Origin of the sequence: Moraxella sp. CTOTU48717 (assembly GCF_032057165.1) — a bacterium.
Lineage (GTDB): Bacteria > Pseudomonadota > Gammaproteobacteria > Pseudomonadales > Moraxellaceae > Faucicola > Faucicola tetraodonis.
Genome location: NZ_DAMBBC010000028.1, coordinates 1 through 23036, shown reverse-complemented (window position 1 = coordinate 23036; position 23036 = coordinate 1). Strand labels below are relative to the sequence as shown.

The following is a 23036-nucleotide window of genomic DNA, read 5'->3' as shown; positions in this document are numbered from 1 at the left end:
GGCACTATCTCGTATTTTTTAGAATGGTGGTAGATGGGATGGTCGGATGCTTACGTTTGATACCATGGTGTTTTTCTAGAATAAAGGCGAGTAGTTTGTTGCTGCCACTTCGCATGTCCATGGCTGTCGTGGATAGCCAGATTTGGTTGATTTGTATCATTGTAAGCCCCGTAGCAGTTCAATAAGGCTATGGGTGTCAATTTGAGCAATGCTTAACGTTATTGGCGTCCCGTTATGCTTAGGGATTTGAAGCTGTATGCCTGTGAGGGTTGGGGCGAAGGCAGTTGCTTGCGGTGTTATTTCGTGCTTGGTTTTATGTTGCAGGATAACGGGTAAGAAAGCAGGCTCAGACCCATGATCAATGAGATTGGTTTCGATATTTGAGCTGGCTAATGGTTGAGATAAGGTTGCTGCGATTTTCTCGTCTCTGACAGATTTTATCCATTTCTGTAGTAAATTTGGGTTGATGCCGTGTCCTTGAGCTAGGCTAGCAATCGAGCGTTTGCCTGTTAAGGCTTGTTCTACGAGATAGGCCTTGAGTTCTTTGCTGTATGTCCGTCGTTTTGGTTTGGTTGTGTTTGTCTGTGCCATTTTAGTGCCCACTTAAAAATAAGTGGGCACTATCTCGTATTTTTTAGAATGGTGGTAGATGGGATGGTCGGATGCTTACCTTAAAAATGGTGATAAAAACTATGCAATGCGTTTGGTTAAGCTTTTATTCACTGTAGTATTATCCATGGCAACTAAACTACGTTTTGCACCTGTTTTATAGTGAGTTGCATAGAGGGTTAAGCCAGTAAACGTGATACCACCAACCAAGTTTCCAAGTGCTGTTGGGATTTCATTCCAAACTAAGTAATCCATGATAGAGAAGTTACCGCCCATAATTAAACCAAAGGGGAATAAAAACATATTTACCACTGAATGCTCAAACCCCATAAAGAAGAACAACATAATAGGCATCCACATGGCAATAACTTTACCAGAAACACTACTTGATACCATGGCACCAACTACGCCCATTGAGACCATCCAGTTACATAAGACCCCACGTAGGAAAATAGTAAACCAACCTGAGATACCATATTTAGCATAGCCAAGAGTTCGAGCTTCACCAATGTGGGCAATCTTGTCACCTACAGGTCCAGCAGGTGTATTGAAGCCATAGGTAAAAACAAAAGCCATAATAACTGCGACAGTGAGTGCGCCTGCAAAGTTACCCAAGAATACCCAACCCCAATTTCGAAGGATTTTATTGACTGTGACGCCTGAACGTTTATCAAGTAGGGCTAGAGGAGTTAACATAAATACGCCCGTTAAGAGATCGAAACCCATTAAATACAACATGCAGAAACCCACTGGAAATAATAATGCTCCTAATAAAGGTACCCCTGTTTGTGTGGCTACTGTGACGGCAAATACTGCTGCCAATGCTAAAATAGCACCAGCCATGTAAGATCGAATCAATGTATCGCGTAAAGACATGGTTAGTTTTGATTCACCCGAATCAACCATTTTAGTGACAAACTCTTTTGGGGATAGATAAGACATACCAAAACTCCAACATAACTGAGAAAAATAGAATTCACTAAACTCACTTTGCAATCATTAATTAATAATTACAAAACAGTGGATGCAACTGGTGTGCCAAATTAAAATGTATAGCTAGAATACTTATTAAATAATTGATTAAAATATTGAATTACAAGTAAATATATTTTTTTAATATTTTCATAAAGTTTATATGAAATGATTAATTTAAAGATTAATATTTAGAATTATTACTTAATTTTTTAAAATATAATCAATCCAATCTTGTGCATCCATATCTTTTTGGTGCAACTTATCAATGATGTTTCAGCAAATTTTCAATAATTTCCCCATAACTTTTCTGTAGTTTAGAATTACGGTATTTAGAACGTAAAGTCATTTGGCATGGCTTTTGCTTAACTAAATTTGAAGACTTTTTCTTCATAAATCGCTTATACATTTAAATGACACAAATTGCTTTACCTAATTTAGCAGGAGACTATGATGATTAAAAATCGCCTAGAAGTAACAGAAAAAATTATTGCAACCAAAGTTTCTAAAGGTCTGACCTGGGAAAAAGTTGCTAAAGAAGTGGGACTTAGCAAAGAATGGGTTACTGCCGCTTGCTTAGGTCAAATGACTTTAAATGATGAACAAGCAAATAAAGTAGGTGGCTTATTTAATTTAAATGAAAATGAGATAAAGTGGTTAAAGGTTGTGCCTTATAAAGGTAGCTTGCCAACAGCGGTGCCTTCTGATCCATTGATTTACCGCTTATATGAAGTAATCAGTGTGTATGGCTTAACCATAAAAGAGTTAATTCATGAAGAATTTGGCGATGGGATTATGAGTGCGATTGATTTTTCGATGGACATTCAACGTGAAAACAATCCTGCAGGAGACCGCGTCAATATCCTGTTATCAGGAAAGTTTTTACCTTATAAAACTTTTTAATTGATTAAAGACCTTTGCACAAACCAGCGACCTTCTATCGACACCAATTTCAAACTCAACTAAAAACTGGAATTGGTGTTAAAAGATAGAAAACGTCACCGAATTGGCATAAAAATCTCCTAAATTACAGTTAATTAACGTCTATTGGCTAACATTACGTAAGCCCCCGACCATACCCCTATCATCCCATTTTCCAGACATGAGGTAGCAGCTCATCAATATGGCTATCTTTATGTGTCGGCAGACGTCTCAGCAGCACATCTGCCAAATACGCATACGGGTCAAGACCATTCAATCTTGCAGATTGAATGAGCGACATAACAATCGCCGCCCGCTGACCACTCTCAAGCGACCCTGCAAACAACCAGTTCTTACGCCCGAGTGCCCAAGGACGCATCTGATTTTCTGCCCAATTATTGTCAATCGGCAAATTGCCATCATCCAAATAGCGAATTAACGCTGTCCAACGTTTTAGGCAATACTCAATCGCTTTGGTAATAGCAGCATTATTTTTAGGGGTCAGCACAGAAAACGGAAAAAATAGAGCGGTAAGGACTTTTGCTGAGTATTTTTAAGTATACCTTATTAGATTCAGCCGTAGGTTGTGCTATACAGACACAACTGCCTAAAGGTAAAGGCTATACGACCCTTGAAATTAAAGTAAATATGATGCGTCCTCTAACACAAGAGCTGCCTGTCATCCGAGCAGAAGGTCGCACCCTCCACGTGGGTAGACAGACAGCGGTTGCTGAAGGAAAAATTATTGGGGTAGATGGTAAAGTGTATGCACATGCGACTACGACGTGTTTAATTTTTGATATTTAAGGGATTAGCACAGAAAACGAAAAAAAATAGGACGGTAAGGGACTTTATCGAGTATTTTTGAGTAACTACTATCTGTCCAAAATTAGTTGACCACTACATACATCACTTATCTTTTTCCCTTGTTCTTCTATGAGTTTTATCAATTCTAGTTTGAATGCGAGTGTGCATGTTTTACGTACTTTTGTCATGAGATTAACCCTCCAATTGGGGTATTATAATCTCTTATTACCTGTCTTAACTTATTATGCCACTACAGATTGGAGGTGCCTGCCCCTTCTAGCTACAACGAAGTATGGTTTTTTAAAACTTGGTTACCTTACAATCTTGTTATTAATGGCTTTAGCCCATCCTATGCACTTATTTTGACATCGCCCACAAGGTTGATCTACCTTCAAAGGCTTATCAACATAGCCGCAATACATACAAGCATAATACTCATTTGCATTTATCTGATCGACTAATTTATATTGTTTAGGAAAAAGTGGTAAACCATAACGTACCTGGTCGTGAGGGTATAATAATAGGCTAAAATCTCCAGTGGTCTCTAACAAACCAACTCGAACTTGACCTAAATGTTCAACACCTTGCATACGCATTTCAGAAAAAAATTCATCATGTGACATCTCACCTCCTTCAATTTTCTCAAGGACCAATAGACCATCTTCTACGATATAAAGCGAAGTACCTTCTAAAAGGTCTTCAAATGGTTGGTATTTCATCATAAGCCAAGTACATAATCGATAGAGACATACTACAATGCTCATAATAAGCAATGCCTGAATTAATGGTAAATCCTTAGTAAACATAGGGTCCCCTGCGATGGACCCTAATGATAGAATGATAGTTAACTCGAATATAGAGAGCTGCCTAACACCACGCTTCCCAGTGAACCGTAGAAATAAAATGATCATGATAAACATAACAGTGACACGCACAGCAATTTCAGCAGCAAATGCCCACGTCGTATCGAGAATAAATATATTGGCCCAATCCATAGGTTCTTTTCCTACAAAGTAAATGCTTAAAAAAGTTGTCCTGTAGTGGCATAATAAACCAAGACAGCTAATAAGAGATTATAATACCTTCAGTAGAGGAATAATCTCATGACAAAAGTTAGAAATCAATACTCAGCAGAATCTAAACTTGAACTCATTAAATTAATTGAAGAACAAGGGCAAAAAGTGCCGGATGTTGCAGGACAATACAATGTTGGCAAATCAACCTTAGAACCTGTTCACGATTAAAAAAGCTGATAAAATAATGGGCGAGACTGTAAAATATTTTGTGTAAACCCAATTTTAACACTAGGATTTACACAGGAACATTTACATGAAAGAACCGACAGAATTTCTGCTTGACGAATTACTTAAAGATTATCAAACACCCGAACAAATATTGGGTGAAAATGGCATCTTAAAACAACTCACCAAACGACTCGCTGAACGGGCTTTACAAGCTGAAATGACCCATCACTTGGGCTACGCCAAACACGACTACCAAGGCAAAGCTCAGAGAGATACGCTTGATGACTTCATCAATCATCACACCGATGATGATTTGCTTGATGACGAACAGCCATCAGCCAAAGAAGAAAATATCCAATCAGCAGATGACGAAGCCACTACGGTCGCAGGCAAACCCGCTCGTAAGAATAGCAATGCCCGTAATGGCACCACTAAAAAAACCGTCCGTACTGACTTTGGCAAAATAGAACTCGATGTCCCTAGAGACCGAACCGGTAGCTTTGAGCCCCAGTTCGTTAAAAAGCATGAACGCACGCTCAACGGCTTTGACGATAAAGTCATCTCCCTCTATTCAAGAGGTATGAGCACTCGTGATATCCAAGCGCACCTAAAAGAAATCTATGGCGTGGATGTCTCATCCACCTTTATCTCCACAGTCACCGATAGTGTGCTGGATGAAGTCAAACAATGGCAACAACGCCCACTTGAACCAATTTATCCTGTCGTTTATCTGGATGGACTTGTCGTTAAAAACCGAGAAGAAGGGATTGCTCATAATAAATATGTCTATCTGGCTTTAGGCATTAATACTGAAGGGCGTAAAGAACTGCTAGGTCTTTGGATAGCCAAGAATGAGAGCGCTAAATTCTGGGTTTCAGTGATGAATGAATTAAAAAACCGTGGAGTGAATGATATCTTTATCGCTTGCTGCGATGGCTTAAAAGGCTTTCCTGAAGCGATTGAAACGGTATTTCCTAAAACCAAAGTACAGTTATGTATCGTCCATCAAGTCAGAAACTCGCTCAAATACGTCAGCTATAAGCAAAGAAAGGAAATAGCCACTGACCTTAAAACCATCTATGGTGCTGATACCTTGGCAGAAGCGGAAGATAATCTGCTTGCCTTTGCGGAGAAATGGGATGGTGAGCATCCACAAATTTCTAAGTCCTGGCAGGAGAACTGGGGTCGATTAACCACCTTCTTTGATTATCCTAAAGATATCCGACGGGTGATTTATACCACCAATACTATTGAATCATTAAACGCCAGTTTAAGAAAAGTGACCAGCACGAAAAAGACTTTTCCGAATGATGATGCGGTGTTTAAGGCGATTTATATGGCACTCATCAATACGATGCAGAAATGGACAATGCCGATTCAAAATTGGAAGCCTGCGATGCGTCAGTTTGTGATGTTATATGGACATCGGGTGGAGGGGTATTAATACAAGATATTTGTTGGTTATTGATTATGCCGCTATTTTAGGCTGCCTTTGAAGGTTTACACAAAAAAGTTTGCAATCTCTGGAGATCTCAAACATCTGATGGAGCATGGGTGGTATATAGACCAGCAGGTAAAGCTGGTAAAGATACATTACCGACTACAGCCACAGTAGAAATTAATAATTCTTCAGCGATCCAATCCATAAATAGTGGTAAAAATTTAAAGTTAAAATTTCCAAAAGAGTAATAGAAAATGAATATGAGTAATATCAGTGCTTTAAATACACAATTTTTTCTAAATATGCTTATTCAAGATGAGTTGTCCTGCTCATTTCTATTATCTAATGATAATCCAAATGCATGGCAATTTGCAGTAGAGTTAATTTATCGTCTTAAAACCTGTGATTTAATAGATTTTAGTTTTGATGTTTTGAATAAAAGTCTGTCATCTCCTGATACAACTTATTCTGGATTAGATGATTTTTGTTATCATTTATCAAAGACTAATCCATCTTCAGACTCTGACATCTGGTTCGATGCACAATTGTCTTTAACTGGAAAAGGGCAAATTTTGATGAGTTACTACTTTAAAGATTTTACAAACTGGGATAAGGAAATAAATATTCCTTTTATAGATAAGCTAGAAGAAATATTTCATAACTATAATGTGGCATGGGATGAAGATCGTCCAATATTTCCGATAAAGGGGTCAGCACAGAATTCGAACCATATAGCACGCTAAGGAATTTAGTCGAGTATTTATAAAAATGATAAAGGTCAAGGTGTCTATAAAACGGTGGTTTTTTAGACATTTCATTTTGGGCAAAAAATAAGGGCTTTTAGCCCCCAGCCTTGTATAGCAAGTCGTCAATCAAACAAATGCCAACTATTCTTCACAGCAAAAGTTTTTAATGAGCAACGCGCAGTAGCACTTGGGGTTCAACTTTTGCAATTTTCAGCAGAACGCTAGCCGCCTTTGATGGATAGCGTTTTCCTTGCTCCCAAGCTTGTAAAGTTCGAACTGATACACCTAGAATCTCAGCAAATTCTCGTTGTGATAGTCCCACATTCTGTCTGGCTTCAATGGCTTCGTTAACAATAGGTTGCTCACGTACCACACCTTGTCCGGCTTTAGCTTGTCGGACACTTTCAAGCAATAATGCCCCGAGCTCATCCCCGGTAAATTCATGGTTAGCCAAGTTAATAGTATCTAAGTCTTTCATGCTTTTTATTGCCATGTGTCTAACTCCTTTACCAAGTCTTTTAGTATATGAGCAGGAATATTTTCGGTTTTCGCCTTGGCATAAACCAATAGCATAAAGATTTTACCGTTTTCTAAGCGATTATAATAAATCACTCTAACTCCACCGCTTTTACCACCACCTTACCTAGCAAAACGCACCTTAAGAACACCGCCACTTTTTGGAACGACATCACCAATATCAGGATTTTGGCTAATCATGGTATGGAGTTCGCCCTGTTCTTCTTTAGTTAATAGGCTATCAACCATTTTTATATACAAAGGCGTTTCAACAATGGTAAACATAAATAATCTCACATACTACATTGTAGTAGTATAACAGACTATGCATTTAAGATTAACCTCAAAATTTAAATGCTATAGGCTTAAAAAAACAGGTAATGCGAAGGTTATTCAGCACTTAGTAAATCCACTCCCGCTCTCTTCAACTCCCCTTTCGCTGTCACATAGTGGTACAGCGTACTGCTGGGAATATCACCCAATTCTTTACAAATCGCAGGAATGCTTTTGGTTTGATCAGCCATCAGATGCTGGGCATAGCGCAGTTTCTCTGCGGTCATAATTCTAGGGCGTCCGCCCTTACGTCCCCGAGCACGAGCGGCGGCAATCCCTTCTTTTACTCGCTGGCGGATAATATTACGCTCCATCTCAGCAAAGGCGGCTTGAATTTGTAAAAACGCTCGACCTGCAGGGGTGGTGGTATCCATTGGTGAGTTAATGGCTTTAAAGCCAATGTCTTTTTCAGCCAGTTCATCAATCAGTTTAATAAGCTCACTGGCTAACCGCCCTAACCTATCCAAATCCAAAACAACTAACACATCGCCCTTTCGCAAATAGTTGAGACAATCATCCAACCCTTTACGTTGGGAGTTACTCCCCGATGCCTTGTCTTCAAAAATTCGTTCACAGCCAATTTCTTTTAACGCATCAACTTGACGATCGAGTAACTGCTTCCCTTCAGAAGTTGACACTCGGGCATAACCAATTAAACTCATGGTAAAATTCTCACGATAAAAGATAATTACCCCATCTTATCATAATTAGATTTATTTGGCTTTATCGTGAAATAAATATAATAAATAAGCGCCGAATTGGCGCTGATTTACAAAATCACGAAAAACAATAGGTTTTCGTGATTTTGTACCTATAACATTATTTATAGACAATAATTTATATATTAATTTTATTTACTTTACGCATATAAAATTAATATTTTTCTTATAAAAAGACATTTTTTAATTTTTATATGACTGTTGAAACCTTATCATTTATCTTGACAAGGTTTTATCATAAGCTTCTCGTTTTTCAAGCACTTTATCCAGTAATGCAATACCTGCAGTAATATCGCCTTTAGCGGCTCGAGCTTTGAAGCGAGTTTCAATATCTTGTTTAGCAATCATTAAGGTCATGGCTTCATCAATCAGTTTATTGACACTAACCCCACGAGATACTGCAAGGCTTTTGATACGCTCATGTTTTTCTTCAGTTACTCTAAGTGTGATAACGGACATTATTTATCTCCAATAATTGTTTAGGGGTGATAACTTTAAAACTATCAAAGATTAATTCGCTTTGGCGAAAGTCTTTTAAATTCTTCGTAATGATATAATCGGCATTTCCCGCTACAGCCAATTCAACAATAAAATTATCCCCTTCGTCTTTGAGATTGGGTCGCCATAGATAGCTGACATCAACCAAGCGACATACTGAATATAACGCATTAAATAGGACTTCGCGCTCTGTAAAGATTAATGCCACAGGGTGGTCGAATACGGATTCACGTCCAATTAGGTCTTCATACTCAAACAATAGCGCATGACTGACTAAAGGCGTAAAGTTCCCCGTTAGGCAACCACGAATGACTAAATTGTCATATCGGGAGCCTAAACAAGCCCCAACGATGATATTAGTATCTAAAATAATTTTCATAAAAATGCTATCATATGTGATAGCACTTAGTATACAAGATAACGATTTAATAATCGAATTTTCTTTTTTTACTTGAGCATAGTTCGCCTATCAATTTCCGCTCGCAACTTACTGGACAATGCTTTTAATTTAATAGAAGTGAATACCAGCGCTTTTTTCTGTTCTGTTGTATATTGCAACCATTGATAATTTATATTTCGCCTCTGCTTATACTTAGTGGGCGGCAAGTCATTCATTTGCTGATGCCATTTTAGGTTTCAATATTCTTTTTAGTACATTGAATAAAAGTTGCTTAGGCTAAAATTGTCCGAATTCGGACAATTAAAATTTATTGCTTTACATATTCCAAAACAATATTCTTGAATCTAGCATTTACTTATATTAGTATAACAATCAACATAAATCTTTCTTTCATTCAAGAAGAATATCCTTATGAATCAAAAAAACACCAAAGTAATAACAATTGCCAACCATAAAGGCGGCTGTGGTAAAACAGCAACCGTTGTCCATCTTGCTGCTGAATTAGCTCAACTAGACTTATCGGTTCTAGTAATTGATCTTGACCCGCAGGGTAATGCAAGCACTCATATCGGTATAAAACATCCCAGTGAAGTGTCTGTAACTATCAAAGATTTGTTATTGGGTGGATATTCTAAATTAGTAGAAGCCGTTCAAGAAGAAACTAACTTTAAAGGGGTACATTTGATAAGTTCTTCCCTATCTTTGACAACCGAGGAAGACAAAATCAAAGACAATGAGCCTCGACCCTTAGAAGTTTTAGGGCGAATTATCAAGCCACTATTAGGGGTTTACGATGTTATCTTAATTGATACGCCACCAAGCTTACGCACATTGACCGGTAATGCTCTGTCCTGTGCCACAGATTATATTATTCCTATTTTTAGTGGTTCTCAATACGGTATGTATGGCGTATTAGATTTGCAGGCTTATATTGAGAAAATTCGATACATTAATCCAAACTTGAATTTATTAGGAGCATTACTCATTCGGCATGATGAAAGACAGCTCATGTGCCGGGCTATCAAAGAATCCGCGAAAGAACAAATTGGTAAGGTCATTCCGATTGATATTTCTTCGAGTAATAATATTGACAAATCTGCAGCACTCAAGGTTAGTATCCGAGAAGTCGATGCAACTGCAAAGATTGCAAGGAAATTTCGTCAATTAGCAATATGGGTAGCGAAAGAAACTGGATTAAAACCAGAATTACAACTGACTACTGTAATTGAAGGAGAGGAAGAAAATGACTAGTCAGCTTCAATCTTTGTTGAAAGAAAAAATCAATGCCAATATCAAAGCACATGGGCTTGCAGACAAAGAGTTTGCGGAATTTGACAGTTATCAGTCAGGAAAAATTGAACAAATTCCCGTTGATAAAATTAAACCCAACAATGCTCAACCTCGTTTAGAATTTACTGATGAATCGTTAGATAAGCTTGCTGATTCAATCAATGAACTGGGTTTGCTTCAACCTATCAGCGTGCAAAAGAAAGGGGATTTCTACAACATTGTAGCGGGAGAAAGACGTTTTCGAGCGGTTAAAAAGCTTGGCAAACAATTTATTGATTGTATTATAATTACAGTAACTAATGAGAACAACGCTCTATTGGCGTTAGCAGAAAATTTAAGCCGTGAAAATTTATCAGATTATGAAATAGCTAAAGCAATTATATCTTTTAAATCGAATTTTCCTTCCAAGACCGAATATGCGAAAGCTTTAGGTATTTCTAGACAGAAACTTTACAAATTATTTGCCTTTGAAATTTTAGATAATGATTTACTAGCTAAACTAGATAATCATCCTAACATCATCTCGGCCGATACTATTGAACAATTAGCCACACTAAGAAAACATCTTAATATTCCTCATGATGAATTTTTACCGCTTCTTTCCGAAGGGTTTGATTTAATTATCAGTAGCCACTTGAAGCAAAGTAAGTTACCAGACTTTATAAAAAATAAAGCTAATAACTCTCTTTCAAATCAACATCCTACTAATACCAAGGTAAGGAAATCTTACAAGAAAGAAGGTAAGACTATTGGAAAAATCATTCAAACTGATAAGAAATTTATTGTTGAGCTTGAAAGTCTTAATTTGAATGAAGCCGATTTAGAAAAAGTTGAAGTATTTTTTGATAACTTACTTTCTAATAGTTAATTTAGACTTAAACATCCAAGTATGCGAATTCAAACAATTTAACTGATATTTTATTTTTTGATTTTTTGCAAAATACTCGAAAAACGTATTTATATTAAATTTGGAAGTTTTAGTAAATCATATAAAAGTGTCCGAATTCGGACACTTTTTTGTTTCCATAGTATTCAGAAAATAAGTCAGATCTTAATACCAATATCTTTCATTGCATTTTTAAAATATATTCTAAACATAATATCCTTATGGGCGGTATTATTTTTTCTCTGTGCTATAAATTGTTTTCCTACGATCGGTATAGAAGATATTTGAACTTGTACGCTATCAAGAATCAATTCTTGTTGCATAGAGGTCAGTTGTTCATAAAAAGAAATGAAATTCTCATTATGTTTTCTTATATTCTCTTGATTTATTTTATTTTTATTTTCAATTATTTTTTCTTGATTGATTTTACTTTCAATCTCTTTATTTTTTAAAGATGAGAATTCCTGTGATTTCCTATATTCATCCAATCCCCAGCCTTGAGATTTTGCTATTTTAAGTATATTTTTTTTATGTGTCGGGTCAGTAATCTTTTTTTGGGCAATATAGTCTTCTGCTTTAGATGTGATAATCAATAACTCTTCTTTATTATAATTTTTTGATTCTTCAGAATATGTACCTTCAAGAGGCATAGCTTTCTTAAATTGTTTACTTGATTTATTGTTCTCACTTTGCTTGATAGTAAAGTAAAATTCAAAACCGACTATTTTTCTTCCTTCTTTCTTTTGAATATAGTTAGTCGTAATATCCGTGAATTTATTAACTTGTTGGACTGCTAAATCTAATACTCTATTTTTAAAATTGCTCATTAAAATATATTCTGTTTTTTTAATGCCTAAACAGAACCGCAATTCTTCTAAGGAAATTTTAAGAATCTTAGTATCTCGCCACCGAATTAATAATTCATAAAGTCTAACCGCGTAACGACTTTGTAGATTCACAATTTGTTGTAATTCATAACTGGTAAATTTTTTATTTAATCCAACAATCAGTGGAACTACATCTGGTGAAAATTTAACACTTACGCAAGCTTCTTTATCGACATATTCGATCCAGCTAGTCAGGTTATACCCGCGATGTGCGATATTGTTATTCTTATTTTCATACCTGTATATGAATTTGGCGTTTAAAAGTCCCTCGACACCATTCTTAAGGCATTCATAAGCAGTATGACGTTCAACATTAAAAGCCTCCATATATTCGCTAGCATGAATAACAAACTCATTTGATAATGTTTCTTCAACCTTATCGCTATTTTTTCTTGCTTTAATAATCGCTAAAAATATGATCCTTTGTTCGACTAAATCTAGACTATGACTTGCTTCAATAAAGTCATTATCTTTAACTATTAAATCAGTTTTTGAAATATTAGGATTTGCCATAGAATTAAGATGAAGGATTTGTAATTAGATATAAATTCTAAATTAAACTTTATATAAATACAATACAAATATATTGTATTCATAATGCTCGGAAAACGTATTTATAATGCTCGGAAAACGTATTTATAATGCTCGGAAAACGTATTTATAATGCTCGGAAAACGTATTTATATAATAAAAAGTCCTTGTCTAAATAATTGATTATAAATACAAAAAAAATTAATTTTATCGCTATAAAACAATAAAAATATATAAAACAATAAAAAGATTCTTAATTAGATTAATGTCAAAATATAGAAAAGCTAGCAATATAACTTTATATTTGATAACCCACTCTCAACTCGAAATAAGCAACTCAAACTGAAGTGGCGGATTGCCTAACTGTCTATTGATTACAAAGCAGAAATTATGAGCCAAGATTTTACGCATAAATCTGTGGGATAAATGCCATAAATCTCTAGCTCTCACCTTTTGCGTATTAGACCACTGTGATAACTGACCAATCAGCGTCTCAATATTTCGACTAGCATTTTTAAGACGGTTGATAACACTAAGCGGTCTTTTATCGGACATATTTTTTCTAAGCGGCTTTTGCAAATCAACACACCACTTAAAGCAATACTCGTATAAATCAGGACTAATATAACCCATATCTGCACCTAATAAGCCTTTGATATTATCAAGCATATCAGGTGCAAATACACTTTCATTTATCTTAGCAGAGGCAAAGGTAAAATTGGTTATCATGCCTTATAGATTGATAAGTAAGAAGCACGGCATGGTGACATCATCGTGATCCGACTATTTAGTGAGTTTACCGTCAAAGAGCTCCATCTCTGATACGGTGGTGATGATTCAAGCGGTGCGTGAGGTGTTAGATAAAACCTATAAGGACGGCTTGAAATACGCCAAAGCCGGAGTGATGCTATCGGGGATTTGTGAGTATGCTGAGACCATGAGTGATTTATTTGAGATGCCGGATGAAAAAGCGCAGGTGGAGTCTGAGAAGTTAATAGCGGTGATGGATGAGATTAATCAGCAGTTAGCACATGCTCTACCGGGTAGGGCAACCACCAAATTGTTTCTTACCAGTACCGCTATTGAGAAAAGCCAAACTTGGCAGATGAGCCGAGCATTGTTAAATCCGTGCTATAGCACTAAATTATCTGATTTATTAGGCATCGATTAAGGGATTAGACCATGTGTGCCAACTTTCAACCGATTACCCAAGCGCAAGCCTCACGCTTTACCAATCAGCAGTTAAGCTTTGACTTTAAAGACGATATCTATCCAGGCTATGAAGCCCCCTTGCTGTTTGCTAACCTCTTATCAAATACGAGGAGCGATCCTGCCGAGTGGCACTCAGCCATGTTTGGAATGGTGCTTAAATGGGCCTAAGACACCGATGTTGCCAAACACACTTATGATGCCCATAGAAACGGTGATGGATAAACCAAGTTTTAAACGTGCTTGGTACAACAATCAGTTTGCGTTAATTCCGGTACAAACCATCTATTAGCCTAAATACATTAACGGTAAAGCACATCGCTATGGCATTCACCGTGAAGATAATGAGCCGTTTACCGTAGCCGCTTTATATGAAATTGTTAAGATAGGGGAGCAAATCATTCGCTCCATGACCATGCTGACCATCAATGCCGGTAATCATCCGTTTATGTCACAGTTTCACAAACCTGAGGATGAAAAACGCTCGATTGTGGTGATTGAGCCTCAGCATTGCCAGAATTGGCTCAATATGCATCACGAGGACGCGTTTGAGCTACTTAAACCGATGGGTGCTGGGTATGTAGCAGAACATCGGCCAAAGCCGAAAAAACCGCTTAAAACGGCGCAAATGAATGTGTTTAATGGGTAGGGTAGCGTTTATAAGACTAATTTACGCTATGATCTATAAGTTTGATAGTTGAAAGCCAATGACAGCAGATACGCAATCTCAAATCGATGCCATCTTTAACCAAGTTGCCCAGTACAACCAACAGTACGATACCAGTAAACCCTTGTTCTTTGATACGGAAACCACCGGTGGCGGCAGGGAGGATCAAATCATTGAAATTGCGTTTTGTGATAGTTATCGAAATGTGATTATCGATACGCTGATCTATAATGATAGACCGTCTAGCCCAGGCGCATTTAAGGTGCATGGTATTTATCCTCATGAGCTGATAGGTAAACCTACCTTTATTGATATTCAACCCGCGATTGTACAATTGCTCAAAGGACGCACCTTGTATGCCTATGCCTATAACGCAAACTTTGATATTCGTATGATGCGCCAATCAGGGCATAAACTTCGCTTGCAGCAAGCTGAAGTAAAATGCCTGTGTAAGCAGTTTGCTGATTTTATTGGACAGTACTCGCCATACTTTAAAAGCAACCGTTACTTTAGCCTAAGCAAGGCTATGACCCACTTTGGGGTAGAACATAGCAATGCGCACCGAGCAGCAGCCGATGCGTTAGCCTGTGTGACGGTATGGCAGGGAATGGTGGGAAGTCATCATTGGGATTATTAGTGAATGACTGATTTAGATGACTAAATACAGTAAAACGCAAACTGACTACTCAGTTTGCGTTTTTTCTTGCAACTTTGAAGTCTCAGTTACGGTTTCTTTTACAAATAAATCACCTGGTGCACAGTTGAGTAAATCACACAACTTGTCAATTGATGTATGCTGAAGAAAACGGAGAAATTTATAAGGTTATTTTTCATTAGAATACTTGTTTTTGTTGAAGAATAGAACCGCTAATTATATGTCAGCGGTTTTTTCATATTAGAAATTCCTAAGTACTAATTCATGGGTGCTTATTGGGATAGCTTTTTAGGCTGTGTCCCTAATTCAAAAATGAGATAAAAAATGCCAAACTATACCTAAACTAATAGAAATTAGAACAGGAAAAAATGGCACGAATCGCATTAACAGATGAATTATAGGCACAACTACAACATACCATGAAGCAACATGGATGTTACATCATAAAAAATACCCGTACCGTGATGGAAGCCATACTATGGAAACTAAGAACAGGCTCACCATGGCGAGACATCCCTAAAGAATTAATCTCATGGAAAACTGCCTATAACCGTTTTAACCGATGGTCGGAAAACGGATTATGGCAGAATTTTTTTTTAGCTTTTGATCAGAAATTGATACAGAGTGGGTATTCATCGATGGAAGCTACATACGGTGTCATCAACATGCAAGTGGAGCTAGGGCTGGTGAAACTCGAGCAATTGGACAAAGCCACGGTTGAAGAACGACAAAAATCCATCTATGTTGTAATGCCGATGGATATCCGCTCGATTTTAAAGTCACTGGGGGTGAAGTCCACGACAGTCAAGTTGCATCAGAGTTGATTGGACTCGTTGGCAGTGCTGAGTATTTAATTGCTGACAAAGGCTATGATTCAGATGCTATACGAAATAGGGCAAGAGAACATGGCATGAAACCTGTTATACCAAAGCGTAAGAATGCTAAACAGCCTAATCCAGACTTTGACAGCTATTTATATAAACTTAGGCATTTAGTCGAAAATATGTTCGCAAGGTTAAAACAGTTTCGCAGCATTGCCACCAGATACGAGAAGTTAGCTCGTAATTTTGAGTCGATGATTTACCTCGCTTGCATCATTATTCATAGTAAAGTGAATTAGGGACACACCCTACTCAAAGATAAAAATAAAGACAAAAGATACAAGGTATACTAAAATAGAGAAGAAATTGAATTTTTAAGTTAAAGTAATTAAATAAATTCATATGCATAAATTTTTTTTTTTGTCAAATGATGGGATTTATAAAACGTCAAAAAAACGCGCAAAAATAAAAAAATGGTTACCAAAATGGTTACCAAACATTTTTTATAAAAATCTCTCTAAACCACTCTATTACTGCGTTTCAGAAGTATTTATATAGAAAAAACGACGCAACTAATGGATGCGTCGTTTTTTCCATAGGCTTATTGATTTTGTTGATAATAACATTTTTTTACAAAAAAAATTATTGAAAATAAAATAAATAAAATGAGTTATTTTTAAACTAATTTAAATTTATAATTTATTTATTTTAATTGTATAAAATATGAGTATTTATTATCATAATTAAATAATTTTTAATAATAGCAACACTCACTGGTAGTATTACGCAATATTCATAACGTTGTTTTGTGATGTATGCTGAAAAAAACGGACAAAAATATTTGGTAAACTAGAATCCTAAACAGGAGTTTACCATGAGTAAGAAAAGAGTAGAATACAGCGACACATTCAAAGCCGAAGCCATCGCCAAAATCAAAGAAAATAACGGCAACATCAGTCAAACTGCTAAAGAACTTGGCATACCCATGAATACACTAGCGAACTGGCACAGGAAAGCTGAAAGTGGTGTACTTGCAGGCACCCAAAATTACAGTCCTGAACTCATAGCCGCCTTGGATGAAATTAAAGACCTAAAAAAACAACTAAAAATCGCCCAAGAGGAACGAGAAATTCTAAATGAGAAGGGATAAGCAAAGCACTGCTTCGCCCCGACGCAAGGCGAGAGCTATGCTCGAGTACCAGTAGCCAAGTACGCCTTTATGCAACAAAATCGTCAAGGTTTTAGTATCAATCGAATGGCGAAAATCTTTGGCGTTGCTATATCAGGCTATTACGGCTGGCTAAATCGAGGCATCAGCAAGCGAAAACAGCACCACAACCGCTGTGAGTTACTAGTCAAATCCGCTCACATGGATATACAGCAAAGCTATGGGCATGAACGCTTGCATCAGCATTTAATCAGTCAAGGGCACGACATCAGCCTGTACATGGTGCGACAAATTAAACAAGAACATGGTATTTACTGCAAACGCCACAGGCGATTTAAAACGACTACTGACTCAAATCATAATAAGCCTATCTATCCAAATTTGTTAGAACAGCAATTTGATGTGACAGCACCTAACATCGAAAAGATTCTTGCGGAGCAGTGCTCCTCAGGTCAGTGATATTATACCAAACCCAATAATTAAAGTATTGCCCACTTTCGAGCAGTCAGGGACTTGATCGTCTCCACCTGTTTAGCAAAGTTACACCAAGCTTGGCAGGCGGCATCTACAATAGCTTCATAACTATCAAAACAGCGATTTGATAGCCAGTGTTGCTTAATATACTGCCAAACCTGTTCAATCGGATTTAATTCAGGCGAATAAGGCGGTAGCTTCAAGATAGTCAGGTTTGGTAAATTATAGCACTCTTTATGCCATACCGCCCCATCCATGACCACAACCGCATGGCGACCTTTGGGTATCGTTTGGCTAATTTCTTGTAAATGTCGCTTCATACACTCGCCATTAGCATAAGGCATGATGAGTCCCACACTTTGACCTGTGGCAGGACATACTGCCCCATAAAGGTAAGTCGAGATAAACTGCTGTTGACGGACTACTCTGGGTCTTTTACCACGGTAATGCCATATTCGGGTGATTGAACCTTGCTGACCAATCCGGGTTTCATCTTGAAACCAGATGTCAACATCGCTTAGCTTAGTATCTTCGGGCAGTATGGCAGCTACCTGCTCGATGAAGTTTTTTTAAAGGCTTCTTGGGCGTTAATGTCAGCCTGCGGATGCTTACTTCTGGCACTTATCCAACTCATACCAATTCGAGCCAGTAGTTCGTAGATGCCATTGACGCTATAGCTTGCTTGGTAATGCTCGTGAGCAAGCTTTTGGATGTCTTGTCCTGTCAGTCTGCCGCCACCCCGTTTTGCTTGGGTGTCAACTATTAGTTGTTTAAAGCTGTCTATGTGCTCGGGTGCAAGCTTGCTATTTCTGCCACTTCTTGGTTTGTCATACAGGCTGTCTAATCCAAACGCTTGATAGCGTCTGCGGGTACGCCGAACGGTTTCGATGTTGATGCTGAGGTTGTTAGCGATTGCTTCACTGGTGTTACCGATACGGTATTGGTGAAGGATGTAGAGGCGTGTTCTGGCTCTGGCTTTGCTTTCGGTCTTGGCTAGTTCGCCAAAGTCATGTTCGTCTAGGCTGTGTTTGGATCTTAGTTTATTCATGTATCTATGATACTATAGTTTATGGGTTTGGTATTACTTACATTTGGAATAATGAAGGCTGGGTTTATCTAGCAGCGGTTAAGGACCTGTATAGCAAAGAAATCGTGGGTCATGCCCTAAACAAACGAATGACATCGGATTTGATGTGTCAAGCACTGAATAATGCCATCAAATACAAACGCCCTGCTAATGGCTTGATTATACATTCTGATAGAGGTAGCCAATATTGTAGCCATCAATACCGCCAAATCATCGACAAACACGGTTTTCGTAGTTCTATGAGCCGTCGTGGCAACTGTTATGATAATGCACCGATTGAGAGCTTCTTGGGTGAGAAGCACTGCTTAGCAAGAAAAAATGAGCTGGTTTACCATAAGATTTATGAAACTCGTCAGCAAGCCATCGCTGATGTTACAAGATATATTGAGATTTTTTATAACCGACAACGAATACAAAAAGGGTTAGGATTCAAGTCACCTGCGGGGGTTTCCAAGACTTTTACCGTCAGGCTGCCTGATCAAATCTACCAAGTGTTTTACTCCGTATTTGACAGCAGGGGTCAACATAACCCATCTATCAATCATTTACCCCAATAAATAAGCAATATATTGCCTTGTTGAAAACCGCAACGCTGCATCACAAACCCCGGATATCCCCTCAAAAAATACCTGCTCCATACTGGACTTATCCAACCCATCAGGACGTTTATGAAACTCACAATCGATCTGATTATCATGCATGATTTTATACAGATCAGGATAAAGTACATGTGTCTGTAGAAACCCATCAAGTACATCGAGGACTTCAGCGTATCGGGTTTTAATTGTCTCTTGCGACATCGCCTCAATAAAGTTCACTAACATAAAGGGTGGGTAGCAAACCACCCATTGCTGTAACAGCTTCGCGAAATCATCTCGGCGATGCGCAGGCATCAGCGATTTTCTATCAAGATAATCCTCGCATAACTTGGCTTGGATTACCTCACAACAACGCGCAAACTCATAATTTTTTGCTAAGTCTTGTCGACGACGTTTGCCATATAGCTCATCCAATAACAACGATAAGCAATCTTGTGGGGTTTTTATCAATGAAATGATCGGGTCATTGAGATTCCAATCTGTGAATTCAAAGTTATCGTTGTCAATGTCCACGCGAATTTCGCCATGATCGAGTAAAGTCTGTAGTAACCAACTTGATAACTTTCGACCGGATCGACGATATGGTGTCAAATCTTGTACTAGCTCATTAAACTGCAATGACAAGGTTTCTTCACTAAAATATTCATCCGCACTAAACCGTCGGCTTTTTAATAAGCTTAAGCGCAATAACTCTATCACCGCAGGATCTTTAATAATCGGAAAATTGGTTAAATGCTGCTCAATATGTCTGGTTAAATAAGCAGGTAAGGGTAGGGGTGCTAGTGCGCTTTGTTTTTCTACAGGCTTAGCAGTCTTCATCGGTTTATTGTTTGTATATAAGTGATAGGTGCCATCTTTGATGGCGTTATCAATAGTTTTAACTGCGGCTTGGTAATCGTCAGGCTGATTGCAATGTCTGCCATTGATACAGCGTTTGTTACGGTAAGTGGTTAAGTATTGGCTTCGGGTTGTTGCTTTTTGTGGGTCTTCGCAGCAAAAGCAGAGACGATCATTGACCTTTAGATAGCAGTGTTTGCGCACAAAGCTGGTTATTTCATGACTTTGCATCCCGTGCTTTAGTGCCAGCCATTTAACGCTATAAGCAAAGGTTTGGGTATTGGGTTTGAGGTGCCAATAATCCTCACAGAGGTGTTGGACTGATTTGTCAGGTGGGTTGCGCCAGTAATAAAGGTTTGGGTTCGGCATAGTAAAGTCTGTTCGAAGAAGTTTAATAAGCGTGGTATTTAAGGTCTAATAGTAGCGTTCACAGCATCTATCTCTTAAAACACCATAAAGCATAAATGCATGAGTATAACGTTAGCAGTAATATAATCATTTTGCACCTAAAACGGGTTCATAATAACTTAAACCTAAAATAGGTGCAATGAGCCCATTTAGAAAAACCATTCATGCCGCAGAGCATGAACAGCTTCGACTGATATTTAGACAACAAAGAGAACGTCTAGGATTAACCCAACGTGAGCTTGCTTCGCGTATGGGTGTTATTTATTCCTTAATCGGGAAGATAGAGACCGGTGATCGGCGTTTAGATGTGATTGAGTTTATGGATTACTGCAAGGTGTTAGAGCTTGATCCTTGTGAGGTGTTGCAGGCTATTCGAAGGTCTAGAAATTGATTTAAGTCTAAAGATGAAAGTCAATATTTGTTTGTTGAAATAATAAGCTAAACGTAGATTTAGTATAAGCAAATACGAAATAATTAAAACAAAATCTTAGAATTATTTCACTTCCTTGAATACATCAAATAGCACGCAATGATTAAATCGACTGAATTGTTTAATAGCAAAACTTATATCTTGGAATAGTAATATGTCCTTTTCGTGTCTTCAAGACGGTGAAAAAATATACAGCTTCCAATACACTGCTGCCCAGTGGCTAGAATTAAAGGCTCAACGTAATTGGTTGAATTTACGGATGCCCTGCTGTGGTGCGTCAGCTATTTTAAAAACTAGTTCTTTAGGCACACAGTTTTTTGCTCATAAGAGCAAGCAAGATCAGAATTGTCATGCGTCAGATGGGGAGTCTGCAGAGCATATTTTTGCTAAATATTTAGTCAGCAAAGCATTATATGAAGAGGGGTGGCAGGTAGAAACTGAGAAACGAGGACAAACTGATGATGGACAACTTTGGGTGGCAGATATTTATGCAGAACATACTGAAGTTTCCAAAGGTATGGTTGTAGAGATTCAATGGTCGGCCCAAAGTTATGAGCAAACAGCCTATCGACAATCCTTGTATGACCAATCCAATATTCGTTGCCTTTGGCTATTTCGCAATGGTCGGCAACGCAAATCTACCAATGCACTAACAGGACACTACGCTCAAAGAACTAAAGCATTGCCTGTTTTTACCCTAACTAAAGCGGAAGACAAGAGTTTTCGGGTTCATAATATCTATATACAACCGAATGGGAATGAAGCACCTCAAGCTATTTCAATGGAACTGACTGATTTTATCAAATGTTTATTTTACAAGGGATTGGAATTTATACCTAGAGGTGATTGTAGTGAACACTTATCATTAACCCTGATGAAAAATCAATGTTGCTACTGCAAAAAGGACATTGTAGTCGTAGGTCGAGTCAATCACTATAAATTACATTATGGGCAAAAGATTGCCTTATTACCTGATGCGACTGTGAGATGCGTCTCACGTGACTGCCGTGAACTCATTAATTATGTCTTTAGACCAATATATAATTTTGGTGAGGTAAAACTTCGAAAGAACAAGACGAAAAAAGAAGTTTATATCGCTAATGCCTGTATACACTGCGACTCAGCCATGGGAAGTCTGATTGAAGATGTTTATTTTGAGAATTATGAGCATATTGAAACTGGGTCTCTATTAATTAAAAAGGATTTCGATCATGAAACAGGTCATTGGTTTTTAAAAAGGGATAGAATTGATAACGTTAATTATGAATTGAGTGATGAACTTATCAAACCTGATATTCCTGATGAGGTTAAAAAACGTTTTAATATCCGTTACCAGTGGATGCGTGATTTTGAAAGTGTTGCTGAAGAGCATCTGGCAACACTAATAGAAGATATAAAAATAGAAACGGATTTAGATATACTAAATGCTAAGATAGAAAGATATTTCCCTATAAGAAAAGATTAAGATCGCTTTTACTAACTATTTTGGCAGTCAGTAGTTATACAAAATCAAATTAATTTAAAAAACTGCCTTTGTGATAGAGAGTATTTGATAGTTTTGTAAGCATCCGACCATCCCATCTTTTCCACACATAAGAAATTAGAGATAGTGTCCATGATTAAACAATCGTGGATACGAAGATGATACAAGACACACTAAAAAAACCCAAGCGTAAAAACTACAGCGATGAATTCAAAGAATTTCTTGTGCAAGAAGCGATAAGCTCAGGGCGGTCGATAGCGAGTATAGCCAGAGACAATGGCATCAACCAAAACCTATTGCATAACTGGAAACGGCAAAATCGAGCCAAGATAATACAAGCACCGTAAGCATCCGACCAACCCCTATTGCATTTTCCAAACATGAGGCAGGAGCTCATC

25 protein-coding genes and 7 pseudogenes are annotated in these 23036 nt (G+C 37.7%); 16 read left to right on the top strand and 16 right to left on the bottom strand.

From position 1 onward, the window contains the following. Positions 1 to 4: 4 nt before the first annotated feature. The 3 genes from RT084_RS11850 to RT084_RS11840 form a co-directional block, all read right to left on the bottom strand. Positions 5 to 160 (bottom strand): hypothetical protein, encoded by a 156-nt coding sequence (locus tag RT084_RS11850; RefSeq protein WP_313100234.1) that lies wholly within the window; start codon positions 158 to 160, stop codon positions 5 to 7. Next, positions 157 to 591 carry a transposase gene (locus RT084_RS11845; RefSeq protein WP_160002932.1) on the bottom strand — a complete coding sequence of 145 codons (435 nt, stop codon included), beginning with the start codon at positions 589 to 591 and terminating at the stop codon, positions 157 to 159. The genes RT084_RS11850 and RT084_RS11845 overlap by 4 nt, the downstream gene beginning before the upstream one ends. A 99-nt stretch (positions 592 to 690) precedes the next feature. Further along, positions 691 to 1551 (bottom strand): formate/nitrite transporter family protein, encoded by an 861-nt coding sequence (locus RT084_RS11840; RefSeq protein ID WP_076777066.1) that lies wholly within the window; start codon positions 1549 to 1551, stop codon positions 691 to 693. Between the two features lie 483 nt (positions 1552 to 2034). Between RT084_RS11840 and cynS the strand changes: the two genes are divergently transcribed. Further along, the gene (gene cynS, locus RT084_RS11835) at positions 2035 to 2484 is read left to right on the top strand and encodes a cyanase (protein ID WP_007116985.1); all 450 of its coding nucleotides are present in this window, start codon (positions 2035 to 2037) and stop codon (positions 2482 to 2484) included. A 181-nt stretch (positions 2485 to 2665) separates the two neighbouring features. Here cynS and RT084_RS11830 read toward each other — a convergent pair. Then, positions 2666 to 2989, bottom strand: a pseudogene (locus RT084_RS11830) (IS66 family transposase); the annotation flags it as partial. Positions 2990 to 3042: 53 nt separating this feature from the next. Between RT084_RS11830 and RT084_RS11825 the strand changes: the two are divergent. After that, positions 3043 to 3309 (top strand): PaaI family thioesterase, encoded by a 267-nt coding sequence (locus RT084_RS11825; protein ID WP_060996396.1) that lies wholly within the window; start codon positions 3043 to 3045, stop codon positions 3307 to 3309. Positions 3310 to 3620: 311 nt separating this feature from the next. On the opposite strand, the gene RT084_RS11820 is transcribed toward RT084_RS11825, so the two are convergent. After that, positions 3621 to 4304, bottom strand: a complete 684-nt coding sequence (locus tag RT084_RS11820) for a DUF421 domain-containing protein (protein ID WP_060996395.1) — start codon at positions 4302 to 4304, stop codon at positions 3621 to 3623. Positions 4305 to 4412: 108 nt separating this feature from the next. Here RT084_RS11820 and RT084_RS11815 point away from each other — a divergent pair, with 108 nt between their 5' ends. From RT084_RS11815 to RT084_RS11805, 3 genes are all read left to right on the top strand, one after another. Beyond that, positions 4413 to 4553 carry a transposase gene (locus RT084_RS11815; protein WP_143351127.1) on the top strand — a complete coding sequence of 47 codons (141 nt, stop codon included), beginning with the start codon at positions 4413 to 4415 and terminating at the stop codon, positions 4551 to 4553. A gap of 85 nt (positions 4554 to 4638) precedes the next feature. After that, entirely contained in the window at positions 4639 to 5997 is a 1359-nt protein-coding gene (locus tag RT084_RS11810) for an IS256 family transposase (protein ID WP_060996208.1), read from the top strand. Positions 5998 to 6254: 257 nt separating this feature from the next. Then, positions 6255 to 6737 carry a hypothetical protein gene (locus tag RT084_RS11805; RefSeq protein ID WP_096489748.1) on the top strand — a complete coding sequence of 161 codons (483 nt, stop codon included), beginning with the start codon at positions 6255 to 6257 and terminating at the stop codon, positions 6735 to 6737. Positions 6738 to 6903: 166 nt separating this feature from the next. On the opposite strand, the gene RT084_RS11800 is transcribed toward RT084_RS11805, so the two are convergent. The 5 genes from RT084_RS11800 to RT084_RS11780 form a co-directional block, all read right to left on the bottom strand. Continuing rightward, positions 6904 to 7233 carry a helix-turn-helix domain-containing protein gene (locus tag RT084_RS11800; RefSeq protein ID WP_065263946.1) on the bottom strand — a complete coding sequence of 110 codons (330 nt, stop codon included), beginning with the start codon at positions 7231 to 7233 and terminating at the stop codon, positions 6904 to 6906. Positions 7234 to 7379: 146 nt separating this feature from the next. Further along, complete coding sequence (locus RT084_RS11795; RefSeq protein WP_313100225.1) at positions 7380 to 7541, bottom strand: hypothetical protein; 162 nt, start codon at positions 7539 to 7541, stop codon at positions 7380 to 7382. A gap of 104 nt (positions 7542 to 7645) precedes the next feature. Further along, a complete protein-coding gene (locus RT084_RS11790) occupies positions 7646 to 8251 on the bottom strand; it encodes a recombinase family protein (protein WP_313100223.1) in 606 nt (201 codons plus the stop codon). A 273-nt stretch (positions 8252 to 8524) separates the two neighbouring features. Then, complete coding sequence (locus tag RT084_RS11785) at positions 8525 to 8767, bottom strand: toxin-antitoxin system HicB family antitoxin (protein ID WP_050324837.1); 243 nt, start codon at positions 8765 to 8767, stop codon at positions 8525 to 8527. Further along, positions 8748 to 9185 carry a putative toxin-antitoxin system toxin component, PIN family gene (locus RT084_RS11780; protein WP_159675935.1) on the bottom strand — a complete coding sequence of 146 codons (438 nt, stop codon included), beginning with the start codon at positions 9183 to 9185 and terminating at the stop codon, positions 8748 to 8750. The genes RT084_RS11785 and RT084_RS11780 overlap by 20 nt, the downstream gene beginning before the upstream one ends. Positions 9186 to 9617: 432 nt before the next feature. Here RT084_RS11780 and RT084_RS11775 point away from each other — a divergent pair, with 432 nt between their 5' ends. Beyond that, entirely contained in the window at positions 9618 to 10457 is an 840-nt protein-coding gene (locus RT084_RS11775) for a ParA family protein (RefSeq protein WP_036591935.1), read from the top strand. Next, positions 10450 to 11364 carry a ParB/RepB/Spo0J family partition protein gene (locus RT084_RS11770; RefSeq protein ID WP_159375874.1) on the top strand — a complete coding sequence of 305 codons (915 nt, stop codon included), beginning with the start codon at positions 10450 to 10452 and terminating at the stop codon, positions 11362 to 11364. Before RT084_RS11775 ends, RT084_RS11770 begins: the two co-directional genes overlap by 8 nt. Positions 11365 to 11540: 176 nt before the next feature. Here the strand turns inward: RT084_RS11770 and repM are convergent, their stop codons facing one another. Both repM and RT084_RS11760 read right to left on the bottom strand, forming a co-directional pair. Then, positions 11541 to 12782, bottom strand: a complete 1242-nt coding sequence (repM, locus tag RT084_RS11765; protein WP_313100219.1) for a replication initiation protein RepM — start codon at positions 12780 to 12782, stop codon at positions 11541 to 11543. Positions 12783 to 13118: 336 nt separating this feature from the next. Then, positions 13119 to 13532: pseudogene (locus RT084_RS11760) on the bottom strand (transposase); the annotation flags it as partial. A gap of 58 nt (positions 13533 to 13590) precedes the next feature. On the opposite strand from RT084_RS11760, the gene RT084_RS11755 reads away from it, so the two are divergent. The 3 genes and pseudogenes from RT084_RS11755 (at position 13591) to RT084_RS11740 (ending at position 15313) form a co-directional block, all read left to right on the top strand. Continuing rightward, positions 13591 to 13971 (top strand): DUF4113 domain-containing protein, encoded by a 381-nt coding sequence (locus RT084_RS11755; protein ID WP_313100217.1) that lies wholly within the window; start codon positions 13591 to 13593, stop codon positions 13969 to 13971. An 11-nt stretch (positions 13972 to 13982) separates the two neighbouring features. Further along, a pseudogene (locus RT084_RS12450) lies at positions 13983 to 14658 on the top strand (SOS response-associated peptidase family protein). Between the two features lie 58 nt (positions 14659 to 14716). After that, positions 14717 to 15313 carry a 3'-5' exonuclease gene (locus tag RT084_RS11740; RefSeq protein ID WP_313100213.1) on the top strand — a complete coding sequence of 199 codons (597 nt, stop codon included), beginning with the start codon at positions 14717 to 14719 and terminating at the stop codon, positions 15311 to 15313. Between the two features lie 45 nt (positions 15314 to 15358). On the opposite strand, the pseudogene RT084_RS12445 reads toward RT084_RS11740, so the two are convergent. Then, positions 15359 to 15469, bottom strand: a pseudogene (locus RT084_RS12445) (helix-turn-helix domain-containing protein); the annotation flags it as partial. A 281-nt stretch (positions 15470 to 15750) separates the two neighbouring features. Here RT084_RS12445 and RT084_RS11735 point away from each other — a divergent pair. Together RT084_RS11735 and RT084_RS11730 are read left to right on the top strand one after the other, a co-directional pair. Then, positions 15751 to 16451 (top strand): annotated as a pseudogene (locus RT084_RS11735) (IS5 family transposase). 575 nt (positions 16452 to 17026) lie between these two features. Next, a pseudogene (locus RT084_RS11730) lies at positions 17027 to 17740 on the top strand (transposase); the annotation flags it as partial. A 59-nt stretch (positions 17741 to 17799) separates the two neighbouring features. On the opposite strand, the gene RT084_RS11725 reads toward RT084_RS11730, so the two are convergent. Both RT084_RS11725 and RT084_RS11720 read right to left on the bottom strand, forming a co-directional pair. After that, positions 17800 to 18300, bottom strand: coding sequence for an IS630 family transposase (locus tag RT084_RS11725; RefSeq protein WP_313100236.1), 501 nt, complete (start codon positions 18298 to 18300; stop codon positions 17800 to 17802). A gap of 41 nt (positions 18301 to 18341) precedes the next feature. Next, positions 18342 to 18842 carry a winged helix-turn-helix domain-containing protein gene (locus RT084_RS11720; RefSeq protein ID WP_313100211.1) on the bottom strand — a complete coding sequence of 167 codons (501 nt, stop codon included), beginning with the start codon at positions 18840 to 18842 and terminating at the stop codon, positions 18342 to 18344. 32 nt (positions 18843 to 18874) lie between these two features. On the opposite strand from RT084_RS11720, the pseudogene RT084_RS11715 reads away from it, so the two are divergent. Beyond that, positions 18875 to 19359 (top strand): annotated as a pseudogene (locus RT084_RS11715) (IS3 family transposase); the annotation flags it as partial. Between the two features lie 67 nt (positions 19360 to 19426). Here RT084_RS11715 and RT084_RS11710 read toward each other — a convergent pair. Continuing rightward, positions 19427 to 20686, bottom strand: a complete 1260-nt coding sequence (locus RT084_RS11710) for a hypothetical protein (RefSeq protein ID WP_313100209.1) — start codon at positions 20684 to 20686, stop codon at positions 19427 to 19429. 178 nt (positions 20687 to 20864) lie between these two features. On the opposite strand from RT084_RS11710, the gene RT084_RS11705 reads away from it, so the two are divergent. The 3 genes from RT084_RS11705 (at position 20865) to RT084_RS11695 (ending at position 22985) form a co-directional block, all read left to right on the top strand. After that, positions 20865 to 21116 carry a helix-turn-helix domain-containing protein gene (locus RT084_RS11705; protein ID WP_313100206.1) on the top strand — a complete coding sequence of 84 codons (252 nt, stop codon included), beginning with the start codon at positions 20865 to 20867 and terminating at the stop codon, positions 21114 to 21116. A gap of 193 nt (positions 21117 to 21309) precedes the next feature. Further along, the gene (locus RT084_RS11700; protein ID WP_313100204.1) at positions 21310 to 22620 is read left to right on the top strand and encodes a competence protein CoiA family protein; all 1311 of its coding nucleotides are present in this window, start codon (positions 21310 to 21312) and stop codon (positions 22618 to 22620) included. 176 nt (positions 22621 to 22796) lie between these two features. Beyond that, complete coding sequence (locus tag RT084_RS11695) at positions 22797 to 22985, top strand: transposase (protein ID WP_313100202.1); 189 nt, start codon at positions 22797 to 22799, stop codon at positions 22983 to 22985. Positions 22986 to 23036 lie beyond the last annotated feature (51 nt).